The organism is Curtobacterium sp. Arg-1 (assembly GCF_025643395.1).
Lineage (GTDB): Bacteria > Actinomycetota > Actinomycetes > Actinomycetales > Microbacteriaceae > Curtobacterium > Curtobacterium poinsettiae.
In genome coordinates, this window is record NZ_CP095731.1 from 3,172,624 (window position 1) to 3,190,355 (window position 17,732).

Sequence of the window (17,732 nt, forward strand, 5' to 3'; positions counted from 1 at the left end):
CCACACCCACCATCCACCGGGTTCGCCGCCCGCGCTGGCAGCTCCTGCACCGTACCACCCAAAACCGACCGCTGGTTGGTTTTCTGGGGTCTCCCGTGGGCGGTACAGTCTGGCCATGGCACGACGGGGTTCGTACGCAAAGGGCATCGCGAAGCGCGAGGAGATCCTCACGGTCGCGCTGGACCTCGTGGCGTCGCAGGGCTTCCGGCGGACGAGCATCAAGGACATCGCCGACGCCGTGGGACTGACCCAGGCCGGCCTGCTGCACTACTTCGACTCGAAGGACGAGCTCTGGGTGGAGATCCTCCGCCGCCGCGACGAGCTCGACCTGGCACACGACTGGCAGGCCGCGGACCCGGCGGCCCTGCTCGCGGCGATCGTGCGGCACAACGCCGAGGTCCCGGGGCTGGTGCAGATGTTCGTCAACCTGTCCGCCGCGGCCGCCACCGACGCCGAGCACCCGGCGCACGAGCACTTCCGCGAGCGCTACGAACGCAGCCGCCGCGTGCTGTCCGCCGACTTCCGCACCATGCAGCAGGACGGACGGCTGCGGACCGACATCGACCCCGACGAGCTCACGAGCGTGCTGCTCGCGGTGTCCGACGGCATGCAGATCCAGTGGCTCTTCGACCCCACACGCGACATGGCCGAGCACGTCGAGCTCGTCGCCCGTCTGGCGATCGCCCAGGTCGCCCCCACCGCCTGACAGACCCCCGCCCCGGCAGTGGGGTACGGACAGGGCCTGGTCGTGTCAGGGCAGGCGGGGCAGGATGGTCGGTGCCCGCCAGGGTGTGTTCCGACGACGATGTGGAGTGACGCGATGACGCGTGTAGTGGTGACCGGTGGCAGCGGCAAGCTCGGACGAGCGGTGGTGCGCGACCTCGATGCGCACGGGTACGACGTGGTCCTGCTCGACCGTGTCCCCTCGCCCGACAAGCCCGAGCGTGTCCCGTTCGTGCGGATCGACCTGACCGACCACGGCCAGGTCCTGAACGCCCTGCTCGGCATCGACGACCGGTACGACCACGTCGACGCCGTCGTGCACCTCGCGGCGGTGCCGGCCCCGGGACAGGTGCCCGACGTGGCCCTGATCACCAACAACGTGACCTCGTCCATCAACGTCTTCCACGCCGCCCGTGCCGCCAAGATCAAGAACGTCGTGTGGGCGTCGAGCGAGACCCTGCTCGGCATCCCGATGGGCGAACACCTGCCGCCCTACCTGCCGGTCGACGAGGAGTTCGCCGTCCGCCCGCAGTCGTCGTACTCGCTCGGCAAGGCGGTCGAGGAGGAGATGGCCCGCCACTTCACGCGCTGGGACCCGGAGCTGAAGATGATCGGGCTGCGCTTCTCGAACGTGATGGACGAGACCGACTACCCGGCGTTCCCGTGGGACGCCACCCCCGAGGCGAAGACGTTCAACCTGTGGTCGTACATCGACTCGCGCGACGGGGCCCAGGCCGTCCGCCGTGCGCTCGAGGCGGACCTCACCGGGTTCGAGGCGTTCGTCATCGCGAGCCCCGACACGGTGATGGACACCCCGACGATCGAACTCGTCGAGCGTTTCGTGCCGGACATCGAGCGCCGTGCGGACATCGACGGCGTCAGCTCGCTGCTGTCGTCGGAGAAGGCCCGCGAACTCCTCGGCTACACGCCCGAGCACAGCTGGCGCGACCACCGCGCCTGATCGTCAGGCGGCGGGGACGAGCAGCCCGTCGAGCACCAGGTCACGCGCCGCCGGCAGCAGGTCGGCGGCCAGGGCCTGCTCGTCCACGCCGGTGATCTGCGCGAGTGCGCCGATGATCGCCGCGACGGACAGGTCACCGTCGCACGCACCCACGAACGCCGCGAGTGCGGTGTCCGCGTCCACCCGGCGCCCGAGCCCGCCGCCCTGCACCAGCGTCATCACGGTGGGGTCGTCGTTGCCCGGCCAGTAGTACCGCTCCTCGGTGACGTCACCGGCCACCGCCAGGTGGGCGGCCGCGAGCGCGGCGTCGTCGTGGGCGGCGAGCCAGGCGGCCGCGTCGAGGACGCGGGCGACCGTCGCCCCCAGACCCGCGGGGTTGGAGCCGAGCGTCTCGGGGACGCGCTCGAACCGGCGGAGGCCGGACGGGCCTCCCGGCAGGGGTCGACGCACCACGACGTAACCGAAGCCGACGCCGGTGACGCGGCGATCCGCGAAGTCGTCGAGCCACGCGCCCATCAGGGTGTCGAACCCGTCCGTGCCGGGCTTGGTGCCGCCGTCGCGGATCCAGGTCTCGGCGTAGGACGTCGGGTCCTGCCGTTCGCGCTCGATCACCCACACGTCGAGGCCGGTGTCGGCGAACCAGGCGCGCACGCGGTCCAGGCCGTCGACGCCCCAGTGGTACTCCCAGTTGCCGAGGAGCTGTGCGGTGCCACCGGGCTCCAGGTGGTCCCCGAGGCCCCGGAGCACCGTCTCGACCAGGGCGTCACCGACCATGCCGCCGTCGCGGTACTCGTAGGACGGGACGCCTTCGCGACGAGGCGTGATGACGAAGGGCGGGTTCGAGACGATCCGGTCGAAGCGCTCCCCCGCGACCGGCTCGAACAGTGAACCGAACCGGAAGTCGATGCCGTCGATGCCGTTCAACTGCGCGTTGAAGCGGGCGATGTCGAGGGCACGGCGCGAGATGTCGGTGGCGACCACGTGGTCAGCGAACCGCCGCGCGTGCATGGCCTGGATCCCGCAGCCGGTGCCCAGGTCGAGCACCCGCTCGACCGGCACGGGCACCTGCAGGCCGCTCAGCGTCGTGGTGGCGCCGCCGATGCCGAGGACGTGTTCCTCGCTGATCTCGTGTCCGAGGGCGAGCTCGCCCAGGTCGGAGACGATCCACCAGCTGCCGGCGCCGAGGTCGTCGACGAAGGCGTAGGGGCGCAGGTCGACGGTGGGGTGGACGAGCGGGGCGCCGCCGTCGCCTTCGCCGTCGCCTTCGCCTTCGCCTTCGCTGCGCAGCAGACCCGATGCGATGACGGCGTCGAGCCCGGCGGTCGGGAACGCCGCGGCTGCCTCAGCGCGCGCCACCGGCAGCCCGAGCACGAACAGCGTCGCCAGGGTGCTGAGCGGCGTGGTCTCGCGGGCGGCGAGCGCACGGAGCGCAGCGACCCGCGAACCGCGGTGCAGCGATGCGGCGGCCTCGGCGCCCCACAGGGAGTCGAGCCGGTCGACGGTGAAGCCGGCGGCCGTCAGGTCCGCGGCGAGCGCCGTGGCGACGGCGGGGTCTGCGACGATCGACGGCAGCGTGTGCACGGTCGGGCTCGGGGCGGCGTCGGGCTCGCCGCTCACGAGGCGAGCCCCTCGCGGAGCAGGGCCGATGGGACCTGCCAGTCGAGCACCAGGTCGAGGAGCCCGGGGAACCGCTGCTGCACGTCCGCCACCCGGACACGGCTGACGCGGGTCAGGCCCTCCAGGTGCTGCTCGAGCAACCCGGCCTCGCGCAGGACCCGGAAGTGGTGGGTCAGCGTGGACTTCGGCCGGTCGATGCCGACCCACCCACAGCTGCGCTCGCCGCCGGCCGCGTCGACCAGGTAGCGGTGCAGGATCGCGAGCCGGATCGGGTCGCTCAGGGCGTCCATGACGACGGGGAGGTCCATCTCGGCCACGGACGGCTGCGGCAACCGTTCGGGAGCATCGACGTGCGCGGGCATGGACGGGACGCTACCACCGTTCGGCTTGCTGTACGACTTGCGTCGTACTGTTCGAGTGCGGTACGAATGCAGTCGTACTGCACGGAGATGGAAAGGGGTGCGCATGCACCAGTCAGCTCGTTCGGTCGCCGGGTTCTGGATCCTGGCGGCGATGCTCCTGGTCTCGGTCGCCTCGTCGGCCGTCCCGTCGCCGATCTACCCGGTCTACGCCGCCGAGTGGCACCTCACGCCGCTCATGCTCACCGGGGTCTTCGCCATCTACGTCGCCGGCCTGCTGGCGAGCCTGCTCATCGCGGGGCGCTTGTCCGACCACGTCGGCCGGAAGCCCGTGCTCGTCGTCGGCGGGCTGGGCGTCGCACTGTCGCTCGGCCTGTTCGCGGCGGCGGACGGGGTCGTCGCGCTCATCGTGGACCGGATCGTGCAGGGCGTCTCGGTCGGACTGCTCATCGGTGCACTCGGCGCGGCCCTCATCGACAACTCCCTCGAACGCCACCCGACCATGGCGGGTGTGTTGAACGGTGTCATCCCGCCGATCGCCCTGGCCACCGGCGCGCTGTCGAGCGGCGCCCTGGTGCAGTGGGGTCCGGCGCCGGAGCAGCTCGTCTACCTGCTGTTCGGCGCGCTCCTCGTGCTGCTCGTCCTCGCGCTGTCCGTCGTCCCCGAGCAGGTGGAGCGTCGCCCAGGAGCACTCCGCTCCCTGCGCCCGACGATCAGCGTGCCGCGGTCATCGCGTCGGTTGTTCCGCGGCGTCGCCGGATCGCTCGTGGCCAGTTGGGCGCTGGGCGGCATGTTCCTGTCGCTCGTCCCCTCGGCACTCGGCGCGGTGTTCGGCATCACGAACCACTTCGCCGCCGGTGCGCTCATCGCGGTCGTCACCGGTGTCGGCGCCCTGACCGGCCTGGCGATCCAGCGGATGGACACCCGACGTGCGGTCCTGCTCGGGCTCGTGGCGCTCGTGCTCGGCCCGATCATCACCGTGTCGTTCGTGTTCGCGCACTCCCTGCCGGGCATGGTCGTCGGCAGCGCCGTCGCCGGTGTCGGCTTCGGCGCCGGGTTCCAGGCACCGCTGCGGATGCTGCTCGCCACCGCTGCACCGACCCACCGCGCCGGACTGCTCTCCACGATCTACGTCGTCAGTTACCTGGCGTTCGGGGTGCCCTCGGTCATCGGAGGCCTGCTCGAGCCGTCGGTCGGCCTCGTCCCGGTCATCGCTGGGTACGGCGGCTTCATCGTGCTCGCCGCGGTCGTCGCCCTCGTGCTGCAGCTGTCGTCGAAGGACGCCGCCGAGGTCGAGGAGCGCGCTGCCGAGGTCATCGAGCGCACCGCCACCGGTTCGGTGCGGGTCGCGGCCGAGTAGGCGCGCCCGGCACGGTGCGGCGCTGCCCATTCGGTGCGAGGTTGATCGCTCGGTGCGAGCCTGCAGCGCCGCACGGAGGCGTCAACCTCGCACGCGGTGAACAGCACCGCACGGTGCCGACTGCGACGGCCCGACTAGTGGCCCGGGTGTGCCGAGTTCGCCCCGCGAGCGCGCGCACGGACCCCGACGGTCCGCGCCGCTCCGGTGTGCGCAGCATCGACCTCGGCCTTGCCCCGGTCGGCCGCATCGCGCAGACGCTTCGGCCCGTGCCGCTTGGCCCAGTCCCAGAAGCGGTGCAGCTGCGCCTTGAGCCACGTGATGATCTTGTGGAAGAAGTGGAACTCGCTCGCCAGCACGGTGAGACCGATGAACACCACGAGCCACCCCGGGCCCGGCAGCGGCACCAGGATCAGCCCGATGATGACGACCAGCCCGCCGACCAGACCGACCAGCACCTTGTAGAACAGGTGCACGTGCGGCCGCTCGTGGATCCAGGCGCGCAGGCGGTGGAACCACTGGAAGCGCTGTCGGGCCGCACCATCGGCCCGGGCGTCGCCGGGTCGGTCGTTCGGGTCGCCGTCCATGCCGAAAACGTAGGGCGCGCGGCTGGGAATCAGCGGCGCACGCGGTGGACGCGGGGTGCGCAGGCCGGGAGGCGCGGGGCGGGGTTGCGCCGCGCCTCCCGGCGAGCAGGTGGTCGCCGCTACTGCGCCGGTCGCGCGAGCGGTGAGCCTTGCAGCGCCTTGAACCAGCCGTTGCTCCAGGTGACCATCGTCTCGACGAGCGCGTCGAGGTCATCGATGCCGACGAGCTCGGTCTTCGGGCCGATGGACCAGTCGGTGTAGCCCCTCGCCAGGTGCGTGCGCCCGGACAGGTGGCGCTTCGCGAGCGGCAGCTTGTGCTTGCCGAGACCCTTCCGACCGTTGCCTGCCGACCCACGGCTCACCGCGATCCCGCCCGGGTTTTCCGACAAGACCTGGTCGTCCAAGACCTCGAGCGCCCGGACCCACGCCGGCGCCTGCTCATCACCCTCTGGATCGGGGAAGTCGGCCTCGTCGAGGTGGTTCACCGAAAATCCGACAAACCCCTCGAACTGCGTGTCCTCCAGGTACGGCGGCATCCCGCGCCCCGGGACCTGGATCTGCCCGCGGATCCACTTCGCATCCTTGCCGTCGTGCAGCGGCCGCTCGAAGACGATCGACGGCATACCGCCGTCCCCGCGCTGCACCCGCACCTTCCAGCCAGGCATCCGCGCACCGAGCCCGAGGCCGTGCAGCCGGGCCTCGACCGTCGTCTTCAGCAGGCGCCCCTCGCCCTCGATGTCGTCCTTGACCAGCCGAGGGGCGTCGAAGCACGCAAGAACCTCGTCCCAGTCGATAACGCTGACTCGCTCGTGCTCGATGACCGAGCGAGCGAGCGACTCCTTACGCGGCACCAGCACGAACAGCGCGCCGGTGTCGCCGAGCGCTTCGAGCTGGGCGTCCACCTGCCGCTCGGTCAGCTCGTGGTCGAGCTTCGCCTCGATCCCGACCAAGCCACTGTCGAAGGTCAGCTGCACGTCAAGACGGACGCTCCCTCGCTCGGTCTCGACGTCCTTGTGTGGCACCTCGCACTCGACCTTCTGGAACGAGCCGAACTGCTTGCCGCTCACGCGCTCGAGGAGCTGGACGAACCGCTCGTGATCGTGTCGGATCTCGGCGCCGAGGGCACGAGTCGCCATCGGCTCGGTGCGGTAGATGGTGGTCTGCGTCATGGCGTCATGATTGCGGGACGCGAGGCGCCGACAAGAACGCCACGCGCGGTCGGCGGCAAAATACTAAAGAAATCTCACCTGCGAGTGGAATCCCCGAGCCTCAAGCGTGCGCGACGCACGTCGCCGCCCACGGGACGGCGGCCAGCCGGGCCTCCGGGATCGGCTCGCCGCCGACCGTGCAGCGGCCGTAGGTGCCCTCGTCGATCCGTGCGAGCGCGGCGTCCACCTGGCGGATCCGCAGCTGCGCACCGTCGCGGACCGCGCCGAGCGAGCCACGTTCCCACGCCAGGGTCGTACCCTCGGGGTCGTGCTCGTCGTCGGAGTTGGCATCCTGCCGGGCGTCACTGACGTCACGCATGCTCCGCTCGACCTCGGTCAGCAGCCGTTCGTTGCGGGCGCGTTCGGCTTCGAGTGCGGGGCGGGGGTCCTCCATCCCGGACACGGTAGTCGCGGCGGAATGCCCCCGCCCCCGGATGCGTTCGCATGGACATGACGAAGATCGGGTTCCTGTCGTTCGGACACTGGCGTGACGTGCCGGGGTCGAAGGTGCGCAGCGGGCGAGAGGCCCTGGTGCAGGCGATCGACCTCGCCGTCGCAGCGGAAGAAGCGGGCGTCGATGGCGCCTACTTCCGCGTCCACCACTTCGCGCCGCAGCAGGCCGCACCGTTCCCGCTGCTCGCCGCCATCGCCGCGAAGACGAGCCGGATCGAGATCGGGACCGGCGTCATCGACATGCGTTACGAGAACCCGCTCTACATGGCGGAAGAGGCCGCAGCCACCGACCTCATCTCCGGCGGCCGACTGCAGCTCGGTGTCTCGCGGGGATCACCCGAGACCGCCCTGGCCGGCTACCAGCAGTTCGGGTACGTGCCCGACGCCTCCGACGAGAACGGTGGCGACATGGCCCGAGCGCACACGAACGTGTTCCGCCGTGCGATCGCCGGCGAGCCGATGGCCAACGCCAACCCGCAGATGACCGGTTCGGTCGGGTCCCTGCCGATCTCCCCGCTGGCCGACTCGCTCGGCGATCGGATCTGGTGGGGCGCCGGCACACGTGCCACGGCCGAGTGGACCGCCGAGCAGGGCATGAACCTGATGTCCTCGACCCTGCTGACCGAGGACACCGGTGTGCCGTTCGACCAGCTGCAGGCCGAGCAGATCGAGCGCTTCCGCCGGGTCTGGTCCGAGTCCGGCTGGGACCGCGAACCGCGCGTCTCGGTCTCGCGCAGCATCATCCCGATCATCGACGACGAGTCGCGCCACTACTTCGGCGTGCGCGCGCAGGTCGAGGGGCAGGACCAGGTCGGGCACCTCGACGGCGGACTGGCCCGGTTCGGGCGGTCCTACATCGGTGAGCCCGAACAGCTCGTCGCGGAGCTCGCGGCCGACCAGGCCGTCCGCGCTGCCGACACCGTGCTCGTCACTGTGCCGAACCAGCTCGGTGTGGAGTTCAACGCGCGGCTGCTCGCGGCGGTGAAGGACGTCTTCACCGAGGTCGACGCGGAGCCGGTCCCCGCCTGACCGAAGGCCTCAGCGGTTCGGCCACAGCAGCCGGAACCGCTCGCACACGACGGGCATGTCCGGCGCGAACCCGCGCGGGTGCTCGGAGTGTGCACGCCAGAACGCCTCGTGCACGGCCCGCCAGTGCTCGAGCGTGCGGTCGCCTTCACCCTCGGCCCAGGCGTGGTCAGCATCGACCTGATCGAACGGGACCACCTGGACCAGCGTCGTCTCGATGACCGCGCGGGGCGCATCGGAGCCGTCGGTCACGATGCTCAACTCGTCCACTGCGGGCAGCGGGTCACCGGTCGCCTCGTAGTCCCAGAGCGACGACGCCGTGCCGACCTTGACCCCGTCGAGCACGAGCTGCAGGAGCGCGTCCGCCTGCTCCGGGGTCGCACCGAACGACCAGGCTTCCGGCACGTCCACCGGAAGGTCCGGTCGCTCGAGGCGTCGTGCGGTCCAGAAGTCGTCGAGGGTCGAGGGCACGCCCCGACCGTAGTGCACCGGGAGACGGCACTTCGTGAGCAGGAGATGTCGAGTGCTATGCCGCGACCCGACCATTGCTGCTCACGAAGCACGCCCGTCGCGCCCATCCGGCAGCGCCTGCCGCCGCGCTCTCGGGTGCGCCGTCTGGTACACGTCCCGCAGCATGTCGGCCGTGACCATCGTGTAGATCTGCGTCGTGGCGACGCTCGCGTGCCCGAGCAGCTCCTGCACCACGCGGACGTCAGCACCGCCCTCGAGCAGGTGCGTCGCGAACGAGTGCCGGAAGGTGTGCGGTGACACGTGCGCCTCCAGGTCGGCGGCGGCAGCAGCGGCCTGGATCACGAGCCAGGCGCTCTGTCGCGACAACCGCGCACCACGGGCGCCGAGGAACAGCGCCGGCGTCGACGCTCCCCGTGCCGCGAACACCGGCCGTGCCCGCACCAGGTACGCGTCGATCGCGGCCCGCGCGAAGCTGCCGAGCGGGACGATCCGCTGCTTGTTGCCCTTGCCGGTGACCTTCACGACGGCGAGCCCGTCCGCACCGGGGCCCGGGCCCGGGCCCGGAGCGTCGGCAGCGGCGTCCGACAGCGTGGTGACGTCGTCGACCGACAGCCCCACCGCCTCGGAGATCCGCGCACCGGTGGCGTAGAGCAGCTCGAGCAGGGCCTTGTCCCGCAGCTGGACGGGGTCGTCCGCGTCGACGGAGACCGCCCCGAGCAGCCGTTCCATGTCCTCGACGGGGATCGCCTTCGGCAGCCGCATGGGAGCCTTCGGCGGTCGGACGGCGGTGCCGGGGTCGAGCGGCAGCCAGCCCTCTCCCGCGGCGAAGGCGGTGAACGAACGGACCGAACTGAGCATGCGCGCGATCGACCGCGGCGCCAACGGTCCCGATGGTCGCGTGGCGAGGTGCTCGACGAACCCCGAGACGTCCGCCCGCGCCAGGCGAGCGACGTCCTGCAGCACCGAGGAGCCTCCGGCCCGGTCAGCGCCGTCCGACTCGACGACCGGTGCGACGCCGAGCCACTCGGCGAACACGGCGAGGTCCCGCCGGTACGCCGACAGCGTGTGCTGCGAGAGTCCCCGCTCGATCGCGACGTGCCGCAGGTACGTCTCCACGGCACGATCGAGGGGCATCACCTCAGCAGGCTAACCGGCGAACGGCCACCTGCCCGTCAGTGCAGCGCTTCGTCCGGCGCGCCCACCCGGAAGCCGGTGAACGTCACGGTCAAGCCAGCCCGCGTCGGCCCGGCGCACAGCAGCCCCGCGGACACGACGGCCTCCGGGTCCAGGTACGCGACCCGGACGAGCCGGGGCTCGTCGCCCTCGGCCCACGCCCGGATCGTCACGGCGTCACCGTCGCGGCTCGCGCGGACGGTCACCACCCGGCCCACCCACTCCGGCACGGGCGACACGGACCAGTCGGAGAACCCACGCGTGACCACGGCGCCGAGCTGAGGAGCACCGTCCGAGAACTCGACACCGGCCTTGATCCACGTCCGCTCGTCGACGCGCAGGAACACCCCGGCCTGGTCGAACTGCTCGGTGTAGTCGAGCACGAACGACGCCTCGACCGAGAACGGGCCGTCGGTCGGTTGCAGCAGCGCGTGCTCCGAGTCGTGCACGAACCCGTACGAGGTGGTCCGCCAGGCATCGCTGCCCTCGACGGCGGTGACACGGAACACGTCGCCGTCGAGCACGGAGGCCTGCGGCTTGTGCGTCCAGGCACCGGCGCCGACCAGGTCACGCAGACCGTCGACCGCTGCCCCGCTCACTTGCTGCGCTGTTCGATGGCCTCGACCGCGAGCGTCGCGACGACGAGGGCCGAGTTGTTGAGCCGACCGCCCAGGATCCCGTCGAGCAGCTCCGCCCGTGGCACCCAGCGCGTCACGATGTCGGCCTCTTCCGCCTCGCGCTCGAACGCGGACCCGGTCGACCGCACGCCGCGCGCCCGGTAGACCTGGATGAACTCGTCGCTGCCGCCGGACGACGTGTTGTAGCGGATCAGCGGCTCCCACGTGTCGGCTTCGAGGTCGGCCTCTTCGCCCAGCTCGCGCTTCGCGGCGGTCAGGTGGTCCTCGCCCGCCATGTCGAGCAGGCCGGCGGGCAGCTCCCAGTCACGCATCCGCACCGGGTGCCGGTACTGCTGGATGACCAGGACGCGGCCCTCGTCGTCCTCGGCGTACACCGCGACCGCGCCGGTGTGGTCGATGTACTCGCGGACCATCGCGTCACCGTTGTACGCGACGGTGTCGCGACGCACGTCCCAGACGGCGCCCTCGTAGACGACGGTGGATTCGGTGACCTCGAAGGAGGCGGACTCGTCGGCGATCGGTGCGTCTGTCACGGCTCCATCCAAGCAGGCGCGCGCCGGACGCCCCGTCGGAACCAGGTTCCGGACACAGCACCGCGTCATTCCGTGGTTCCGTGTCCGGAATCAGGTGCCGTGGACGCGCCCCCAGACGGACGGGAGGCGCGGTGCCAGCTGGCACCGCGCCTCCAGTCAGAGACCACTCGCGTTACGCGACCTGCTCCTCGGTCTGCGGGTCGAACAGGCTGGACGCCTCGTGGCGCTCGATCGCGGCCGCGACGAGCCCCGCGAACAGCGGGTGCGCATCGGTCGGACGCGAGCGGAGCTCCGGGTGCGCCTGCGTGGCGATGTAGAACGGGTGCACGTCGCGCGGCAGCTCGACGTACTCCACCAGCGTGCCGTCGGGCGACGTGCCCGAGAACACCAGGCCGGCATCCGCGATCTGCTCGCGGTACTTGTTGTTCACCTCGTAGCGGTGACGGTGCCGCTCGGAGGCCTCGGGCGCACCGTACAGCTCCGCCGCCAGCGATCCTTCGGTGAACGACGCCGGGTACAGGCCCAAGCGCATCGTGCCGCCCAGGTCGCCACCGGCGATGATGTCGACCTGCTCCGCCATCGTCGCGATGACCGGGGTCGAGGTCTCCGGGTCGAACTCGGTGCTCGACGCGTCGGTCAGACCGACCTCGTGGCGGGCGTACTCGATGACCATGCACTGCAGGCCGAGGCACAGGCCGAGCGTCGGGATGCCCTGCTCACGCGCGAACTGCAGCGCGCCGAGCTTGCCCTCGATGCCGCGCACGCCGAACCCACCCGGGATGCAGATGCCGTCGACGTCGCCGAGCTGCTTCGCCGCGCCCTCGGGGGTGGTGCAGTCGTCGGACACGACCCACTTCAGCGTGACCTTCGCGTCGTGCGCGAAGCCACCCGCACGGAGCGCCTCGGTGACGGACAGGTAGGCGTCCGGCAGGTCGATGTACTTGCCGACCAGCGCGATCGTGACGTCCTTCTTCGGCTCGTGCACGGCCTTCAGCACAGGCGTCCACGCGGTCCAGTCGACCGGACCGGCGTCCAGCTTGAGCGCCTCGACGATGACCTGGTCGAGACCCTGGTTGTTCAGCAGCGTCGGCAGGTCGTAGATCGAGGGGACGTCCACGGCGTTCACCACGGCGTCCTCGTCGACGTCGCACATCAGCGCGATCTTGCGCTTGTTCGACTCCGACACCGGACGGTCGCTCCGCAGCACGAGCGCGTCGGGCTGGATGCCGATCGAGCGGAGCGCGGCGACGGAGTGCTGCGTCGGCTTGGTCTTCTGCTCACCCGAGGCGTTCATGAACGGCACCAGCGACACGTGCACGAAGAACACGTTGCTGCGGCCGAGCTCGTGCCGCACCTGACGGGCGGACTCGATGAACGGCTGCGACTCGATGTCGCCGACGGTCCCACCGACCTCGGTGATGATGACGTCGGGCTGCGGGTCGTTCTGCGCCTGCTCGCGCATACGGCGCTTGATCTCGTCGGTGATGTGCGGGATGACCTGCACCGTGTCGCCGAGGTACTCGCCGCGACGCTCCTTGGCGATCACCGTCGAGTACACCTGACCGGTCGTGACGTTCGCGGCCTGCGACAGGTTGATGTCGAGGAAGCGCTCGTAGTGCCCGATGTCGAGGTCCGTCTCCGCGCCGTCGTCGGTCACGAAGACCTCGCCGTGCTGGAACGGGTTCATGGTGCCCGGGTCCACGTTGAGGTACGGGTCGAGCTTCTGCATGACGACCTTGAGGCCGCGAGCAGTGAGCAGGTTGCCGAGGCTGGCCGCCGTCAGGCCCTTGCCGAGAGACGAGACGACCCCGCCGGTCACGAAGATCTGCTTCGTCACCTTCGGGGTCGAGTTCGAAGAATTGGTACCGCCGCTGAGAGTGTCCGCCACGGGATTCCATCGTACGTCAGAACTGCCGGGAGGCGCGACCCCGGTTCGCCGTGGGCGTTGCGCGGGTGGGTGGCCGGGTCGTCGTGACGTGGCCGGGTCACCGGGATCAGGCAGGTCTGGCCGTCAGGCCCGCTGGCCGGCCACGTCGAGCAGCTCGCGGGCGTGCTCGATGCCGCTGGCGCTGTCGCCGAGCCCGGAGAGCAGCCGAGCCATCTCCTGCAGCCGGTCCTCGCCTTCGAGCCGTCGCACACTCGACGAGGTCACGGCACCGCTGGCGTCCTTCACGACGTTGAGGTGGTTGTTCGCGAACGCGGCGACCTGGGCCAGGTGCGTGACGACGATGACCTGCGTGCGCTCGGCGAGCTTCGCCAGCCGCCGGCCGATCTCGATGGCCGCCGCCCCACCGACACCCGCGTCGACCTCGTCGAAGACGAAGGTCGGCACGGTGGTGCTGCCAGCCATGACGACCTCGATCGCGAGCATGACGCGCGACAGTTCACCACCGGACGCCCCCTTGCCGATCGGCCGGGGGTCGGTGCCGGAGTGCGGCTGGAGCAGGATCGTCACCTGGTCACGGCCGTGGCGGCGGTACTCCCCCGCGTCCGTGACCTCGACCACCAGGGTCGCGCCACCCATCGCGAGGGTCTTCAGCTCGGCCGTCACACGCTTCGCCAAGTCGGCCGACGCCTTTGTGCGCGCCGTGGTGAGCGCTGCGGCGGCGGACTCGAGCGCCTGCTCATCCTGCTCGACCGACTGCTGCAACGCCGCGATCCGGTCGTCGTCGCCGTCGAGTTCGAGCAGCCGGTCACTCGCGCGCTGACCGTAGGCGATGACGTCGTCCACCGTCTCGCCGTACTTGCGGGTGAGGCCGGCCAGCAACGCCCGGCGTTCGTTGATGAGTTCGAGGTCGTGCCCGGCTTCGGGTTCCAGGGAACCGAGGTAGCTCGAGATGCTCGCCGACGCCTCGGCCGCCTGGATGCCCAGCTCCGTGAGCTGCTCGAGCACCGGCTGCAGGGCACTGTCCGACGACACCACACGCTCGACGGCACGGCGCGCGGACTCGACCAGGCCGACGACGTCCGAGACGCCGTCGAGGGACTCGCTGGACAGTGCCTCGTGCGCCAGGGCAGCCGACAGCCGGAGCTCCTCGAGGTTCCCCAGGCGCTCGGCGCGCTCGGCCAGCTCGACGTCTTCCCCGGGCTGCGGGTCGGCGGCTTCGATCTCGTCGGAGGCCGCACGGATCCGCTCGGCCTCGGCCACCCGGTCGTCCCGGTCACGGACCAGGACCTCGAGTTCACCGGCGTGCTGCTGCCAGGCGTCGTACGCGGCCACGTACCGGGCAAGGGCCTTCTCGAGCGAGGATCCCCCGAACCCGTCCAGCGCTGCCCGCTGCGCGGTGGCCGAGGTCAGGCGGATCTGATCGGACTGCCCGTGCACGGTGACGAGCTGGTCGGCGAGTTCACCGAGGACCGCGACGGGGGCACTGCGACCGCCCACCGTGGCACGGCTGCGCCCCTCGGCGGAGACCGTGCGGGTGAGGATGAGCTCGCCGTCCTCGACGGTGCCGCCGGCGTCCTCGACACGTTCGGCGACCGCGTCCTGCTCGGGGACGTGCCAGCGGCCTTCGACGACCGCGCTCGACGCGCCACGGCGAACCGAACCGGCGTCGGCCCGCGCACCGAGCAGCAGCCCGAGTGCGGTGACGATCATCGTCTTGCCCGCACCGGTCTCCCCGGTGACCACGGTGAAGCCCGGCCCGAGTTCGAGCGTGGTCTCACCGATGACACCGAGGTCGCGGATCGCGATCTCCTCGATCATCGGTCGTCCTCCGTGCTCATCGGTCGTCCTCGTCGCTCTGGGGGCCGCGCCACCCGGCGACGGGCAGCTGGAACTTCGCGACCAGCCGGTCGGTGAACGGGGCGTCCTTGAGCCGGGCGACGCGCACCGGGTCGGGCGAACGCCGGACCTCGACGCGGGCACCCGGGGGCAGGTCGTGGGTGCGGCGTCCGTCGCACCAGAGCACGCCGACGCCGCTCGTTCGCCGCAGGACCTCGATCGCGAGCGTGCAGTCCGGCCCGACGACGATCGGACGGGCGAACAGGGCGTGGGCGCTCAGCGGCACCATGAGCAGTGCGTCCACATCGGGCCACACGATGGGGCCACCACCCGAGAACGAGTACGCCGTGGAGCCCGTCGGGGTCGACACGACAACACCGTCACAACCGAAGGACGACAGCGGGCGCCCGTCGACCTCGGTCACGACCTCGAGCATCCGCTCACGGGACGCCTTCTCGATCGTGGCTTCGTTCAGCGCCCAGCTCGAGTAGACGATCTGGTTGCCCACGACGACGTCGACCTGCAGGGTGACGCGTTCCTCGACGTTGTACTCGCCGGACAGCGCACGCTCGACCGTCTCGGCAAGACCGTCGCGCTCGCTCTCTGCCAGGAACCCGACGTGCCCCAGGTTCACGCCGATCAACGGAGCACCGGTGTTCCGGACGAGTTCCGCGGCGCGGAGGATCGTGCCGTCGCCGCCGAGCACGATGACGATCTCGAGCTGGTTCGGCTGGACGTCGACGCCCAGGATGTCGACCTTGCCGACCGACGCTTCGGCGCGGCGGATGTCCGCGTACTCGTCGAAGGGCATGACGGGCGTGAGACCGGCGGCGTGCAGGAGGTCGCAGACCTCGACCGCGGCGTCGATCGAGTCGCGGCGACCCGTGTGGGACACGAGCAGGATGTGCCGTTCGTCGCTCATGAAGACCCTTCCGTGAGTTCGGTCGCCCGGACTCTCCATTCTGTCGGATTGCCCCCGACACCGCGCTGGAAGCGGGCCAGGTACTCGTGGTTGCCGTGGGTCCCGACGATCGGCGATGCGGTGAGCCCGCTGGTACCGAGGCCCTGGTCCCACGCCGCCCAGAGCACGTTCATGAGCGCGTCGTTCCGCAGCCCCGCGTCGTGCACGATGCCCTCGCGCACACCGCCGCGGCCCACTTCGAACTGGGGCTTCACCAGCAGCACGAACTCGTCCGCCGGGACGGCCTCGGCCAGCGCCGGCAGCACGAGTCTGAGCGAGATGAAGGACAGGTCCCCCACCACGAGGCTCGTGTCGGTGGCTGCGTCGTCGAGCGCCAGGTAGTCGGCGCGCGTGAGGTTCCGGGCGTTCGTCCCCTCGACCACGGCGACGCGTTCGTCGAGCGCGATGGTGGGGTGCAGCTGTCCGTGGCCCACGTCGAGCGCGACGACACGGCGCGCACCACGTGCGAGCAGCACCTGGGTGAACCCGCCGGTGCTCGCGCCGACGTCGAGCACGACACGATCCACAGGGTCGACGTCGAAGGCGTCGAGCGCACCGACGAGCTTCCGGGCTGCACGCGACACCCATTCGTCCGCGGCGTCGACCTCGATCTCGGCGTCTGGCGCGACCGGCGTCGACGGCTTGAGCACGGCACGCCCGCCGACGAGCACTCGGCCGTCCTGGATCAGCTTGCTGGCCACGGTGCGCGACCGAGCGAGTCCGCGTGCAGGGAGCAGCGCGTCGAGGCGGACCGGGGTCGCGTCGGGGACGGCTCCGTCCGGCTCAGGCACTCGCGGAGCCGCCGCTCTCGAGCCGCGTCCGCAGCTCGTCGTGCAGCGCAGAGAAGGCGTCGGCGCGATCGACGAGCGGGAGCGTCTCTGCCTCGGCGGTCCGCGCGGCGAAGGCGTCCTGCTGCTCGGGTTCGGCGGACGGCTGCTCGGGGTTCGGCACGTCCGACACGCTACTCGCCGCCGTACAGCTGCGGGTCGACGTCGAGCCCGTAGATGGCCAACTCGGACTCCCAGATGATCGTGGAGCCGGCGCGCAGTCGATCGATGTCCGTCCCGGCGTCGAGCACCCGGACCACGTGCCCGCGCATCGCCACCGTCGAGGTTCCGACGGTCACGTACCGGGTGCCGTCCTCGTCCTCGCGCCGCACCGTCTCCGGGTACGGCTGGGACAAGCCGCGGAGGTCTTCCAGCACGTAGGTGGGACGCGAGCGCTGGTCGGCCGCGAGCACCTGCTTGGCCTGGTCGATGCCGGTGAGCACGAGCACGCTCGGGATCCCGACGTCGTTCGCGCCCTTGATGTCGGTGTCCAGCCGGTCACCGATGAACAGGGTCCGACCGCCGCCGAAGCGTTCCACCGCGGTGTCGAAGATCGGCCGCTCGGGCTTGCCGGCGACCACGGGCATGCGACCGACGGCCTGGTGCACGGCGGACACGAGCGTCCCGTTGCCGGGGGCGATGCCGCGCTCGACGGGGATCGACCAGTCCATGTTCGTCGCCACCCACGGCACGTCCGGGTCGGCCAGGGCGAACGACGCCTCGGCCAGTTCCTTCCAGCCGAGATCCGGCGAGAAGCCCTGGATCACCGCTGCCGGAGAGTCCTCGGCGCTCGACGTCACCGTGAACCCGGCTGCCTCGACGATGCTGGACAGGCCGAGCCCGCCGGTCACCAGGACGGTCGACCCGGCCGGCACCAGGGTCGCGAGCAGCTGGACGCCGGCCTGCGACGAGGTGACGACGTCGCCCTCGGACACCTCGAGCCCGTAGCGCTCGAGGTGTTCAGCGACGTCGATCGGGCGGCGCGATGCGTTGTTCGTGATGTAGCCGACCCGCGCCGTGAGGGATGCCCGGGTCAGTGCTTCGACCGCGTGCGGGATCGCGTTGCGGCCCCGGTAGACGACGCCGTCGAGGTCGGTGAGGACCACGTCGACGC

The 17,732-nt window shown here is 70.9% G+C and carries 19 protein-coding genes; 4 read left to right on the forward strand and 15 right to left on the reverse strand.

Annotated features, from left to right (window positions below; genetic code table 11):
* Positions 1 to 115: 115 nt before the first annotated feature.
* A complete protein-coding gene (locus MXD64_RS15205; RefSeq protein ID WP_263136731.1) occupies positions 116 to 706 on the forward strand; it encodes a TetR/AcrR family transcriptional regulator in 591 nt (196 codons plus the stop codon).
* A 114-nt stretch (positions 707 to 820) separates the two neighbouring features.
* Positions 821 to 1,684 carry an NAD-dependent epimerase/dehydratase family protein gene (locus MXD64_RS15210; RefSeq protein WP_031259567.1) on the forward strand — a complete coding sequence of 288 codons (864 nt, stop codon included), beginning with the start codon at positions 821 to 823 and terminating at the stop codon, positions 1,682 to 1,684.
* 3 nt (positions 1,685 to 1,687) lie between these two features.
* Here the strand turns inward: MXD64_RS15210 and MXD64_RS15215 are convergent, their stop codons facing one another.
* Entirely contained in the window at positions 1,688 to 3,301 is a 1,614-nt protein-coding gene (locus tag MXD64_RS15215) for a DUF7059 domain-containing protein (RefSeq protein ID WP_262159282.1), read from the reverse strand.
* Positions 3,298 to 3,663 (reverse strand): ArsR/SmtB family transcription factor, encoded by a 366-nt coding sequence (locus tag MXD64_RS15220; RefSeq protein ID WP_017886913.1) that lies wholly within the window; start codon positions 3,661 to 3,663, stop codon positions 3,298 to 3,300. The genes MXD64_RS15215 and MXD64_RS15220 overlap by 4 nt, the downstream gene beginning before the upstream one ends.
* A gap of 103 nt (positions 3,664 to 3,766) precedes the next feature.
* On the opposite strand from MXD64_RS15220, the gene MXD64_RS15225 reads away from it, so the two are divergent.
* Positions 3,767 to 5,020 carry an MFS transporter gene (locus MXD64_RS15225; RefSeq protein WP_042540827.1) on the forward strand — a complete coding sequence of 418 codons (1,254 nt, stop codon included), beginning with the start codon at positions 3,767 to 3,769 and terminating at the stop codon, positions 5,018 to 5,020.
* A gap of 134 nt (positions 5,021 to 5,154) precedes the next feature.
* Here MXD64_RS15225 and MXD64_RS15230 read toward each other — a convergent pair whose 3' ends face one another.
* The 3 genes from MXD64_RS15230 to MXD64_RS15240 form a co-directional block, all read right to left on the reverse strand.
* Positions 5,155 to 5,604, reverse strand: a complete 450-nt coding sequence (locus MXD64_RS15230; protein ID WP_263136732.1) for a TIGR02611 family protein — start codon at positions 5,602 to 5,604, stop codon at positions 5,155 to 5,157.
* Positions 5,605 to 5,723: 119 nt separating this feature from the next.
* Positions 5,724 to 6,671 (reverse strand): hypothetical protein, encoded by a 948-nt coding sequence (locus MXD64_RS15235; RefSeq protein WP_263136733.1) that lies wholly within the window; start codon positions 6,669 to 6,671, stop codon positions 5,724 to 5,726.
* A 202-nt stretch (positions 6,672 to 6,873) separates the two neighbouring features.
* Positions 6,874 to 7,206: a TraR/DksA family transcriptional regulator gene (locus tag MXD64_RS15240; RefSeq protein WP_140448748.1), complete on the reverse strand. Its 333-nt coding sequence runs from the start codon at positions 7,204 to 7,206 to the stop codon at positions 6,874 to 6,876.
* 50 nt (positions 7,207 to 7,256) lie between these two features.
* On the opposite strand from MXD64_RS15240, the gene MXD64_RS15245 reads away from it, so the two are divergent.
* Positions 7,257 to 8,294, forward strand: a complete 1,038-nt coding sequence (locus MXD64_RS15245; RefSeq protein WP_263136734.1) for an LLM class flavin-dependent oxidoreductase — start codon at positions 7,257 to 7,259, stop codon at positions 8,292 to 8,294.
* A gap of 9 nt (positions 8,295 to 8,303) precedes the next feature.
* On the opposite strand, the gene MXD64_RS15250 is transcribed toward MXD64_RS15245, so the two are convergent.
* The 10 genes from MXD64_RS15250 to MXD64_RS15295 all read right to left on the reverse strand — a co-directional run bounded on the left by MXD64_RS15250 (position 8,304) and on the right by MXD64_RS15295 (position 17,724).
* A complete protein-coding gene (locus MXD64_RS15250; protein WP_263136735.1) occupies positions 8,304 to 8,762 on the reverse strand; it encodes an ASCH domain-containing protein in 459 nt (152 codons plus the stop codon).
* An 81-nt stretch (positions 8,763 to 8,843) separates the two neighbouring features.
* The gene (locus MXD64_RS15255; protein WP_031259572.1) at positions 8,844 to 9,896 is read right to left on the reverse strand and encodes a site-specific tyrosine recombinase XerD; all 1,053 of its coding nucleotides are present in this window, start codon (positions 9,894 to 9,896) and stop codon (positions 8,844 to 8,846) included.
* A 38-nt stretch (positions 9,897 to 9,934) separates the two neighbouring features.
* Positions 9,935 to 10,534, reverse strand: a complete 600-nt coding sequence (locus MXD64_RS15260; RefSeq protein ID WP_042540832.1) for a DUF1349 domain-containing protein — start codon at positions 10,532 to 10,534, stop codon at positions 9,935 to 9,937.
* Complete coding sequence (locus MXD64_RS15265) at positions 10,531 to 11,106, reverse strand: NUDIX domain-containing protein (protein WP_017886921.1); 576 nt, start codon at positions 11,104 to 11,106, stop codon at positions 10,531 to 10,533. The genes MXD64_RS15260 and MXD64_RS15265 overlap by 4 nt, the downstream gene beginning before the upstream one ends.
* 172 nt (positions 11,107 to 11,278) lie before the next feature.
* Positions 11,279 to 12,994, reverse strand: a complete 1,716-nt coding sequence (locus MXD64_RS15270) for a CTP synthase (RefSeq protein WP_194590824.1) — start codon at positions 12,992 to 12,994, stop codon at positions 11,279 to 11,281.
* A gap of 123 nt (positions 12,995 to 13,117) precedes the next feature.
* Positions 13,118 to 14,812, reverse strand: a complete 1,695-nt coding sequence (gene recN / locus MXD64_RS15275; protein ID WP_042540836.1) for a DNA repair protein RecN — start codon at positions 14,810 to 14,812, stop codon at positions 13,118 to 13,120.
* A gap of 16 nt (positions 14,813 to 14,828) precedes the next feature.
* Complete coding sequence (locus tag MXD64_RS15280; RefSeq protein WP_017886924.1) at positions 14,829 to 15,752, reverse strand: NAD kinase; 924 nt, start codon at positions 15,750 to 15,752, stop codon at positions 14,829 to 14,831.
* Positions 15,749 to 16,582, reverse strand: a complete 834-nt coding sequence (locus MXD64_RS15285; RefSeq protein WP_263136736.1) for a TlyA family RNA methyltransferase — start codon at positions 16,580 to 16,582, stop codon at positions 15,749 to 15,751. Before MXD64_RS15285 ends, MXD64_RS15280 begins: the two co-directional genes overlap by 4 nt.
* A complete protein-coding gene (locus tag MXD64_RS15290) occupies positions 16,575 to 16,742 on the reverse strand; it encodes a hypothetical protein (RefSeq protein ID WP_156155395.1) in 168 nt (55 codons plus the stop codon). Before MXD64_RS15290 ends, MXD64_RS15285 begins: the two co-directional genes overlap by 8 nt.
* Positions 16,743 to 16,752: 10 nt before the next feature.
* Positions 16,753 to 17,724, reverse strand: coding sequence for an HAD-IIA family hydrolase (locus MXD64_RS15295; RefSeq protein ID WP_231564126.1), 972 nt, complete (start codon positions 17,722 to 17,724; stop codon positions 16,753 to 16,755).
* Positions 17,725 to 17,732: the final 8 nt, after the last annotated feature.

Excerpts from the sequence above, each read along its gene's own strand:
- MXD64_RS15245 (WP_263136734.1), top strand. The coding sequence starts at position 7,257 with ATGGACATGACGAAGATCGGGTTCCTGTCGTTCGGACACTGGCGTGAC.
- MXD64_RS15240 (WP_140448748.1), bottom strand. The coding sequence starts at position 7,206 with ATGGAGGACCCCCGCCCCGCACTCGAAGCCGAACGCGCCCGCAACGAA.
- MXD64_RS15230 (WP_263136732.1), bottom strand. The coding sequence starts at position 5,604 with ATGGACGGCGACCCGAACGACCGACCCGGCGACGCCCGGGCCGATGGT.
- recN (WP_042540836.1), bottom strand. The coding sequence starts at position 14,812 with ATGATCGAGGAGATCGCGATCCGCGACCTCGGTGTCATCGGTGAGACC.
- MXD64_RS15205 (WP_263136731.1), top strand. The coding sequence starts at position 116 with ATGGCACGACGGGGTTCGTACGCAAAGGGCATCGCGAAGCGCGAGGAG.
- MXD64_RS15280 (WP_017886924.1), bottom strand. The coding sequence starts at position 15,752 with ATGAGCGACGAACGGCACATCCTGCTCGTGTCCCACACGGGTCGCCGC.
- MXD64_RS15225 (WP_042540827.1), top strand. The coding sequence starts at position 3,767 with ATGCACCAGTCAGCTCGTTCGGTCGCCGGGTTCTGGATCCTGGCGGCG.
- MXD64_RS15255 (WP_031259572.1), bottom strand. The coding sequence starts at position 9,896 with ATGCCCCTCGATCGTGCCGTGGAGACGTACCTGCGGCACGTCGCGATC.
- MXD64_RS15220 (WP_017886913.1), bottom strand. The coding sequence starts at position 3,663 with ATGCCCGCGCACGTCGATGCTCCCGAACGGTTGCCGCAGCCGTCCGTG.
- MXD64_RS15210 (WP_031259567.1), top strand. The coding sequence starts at position 821 with ATGACGCGTGTAGTGGTGACCGGTGGCAGCGGCAAGCTCGGACGAGCG.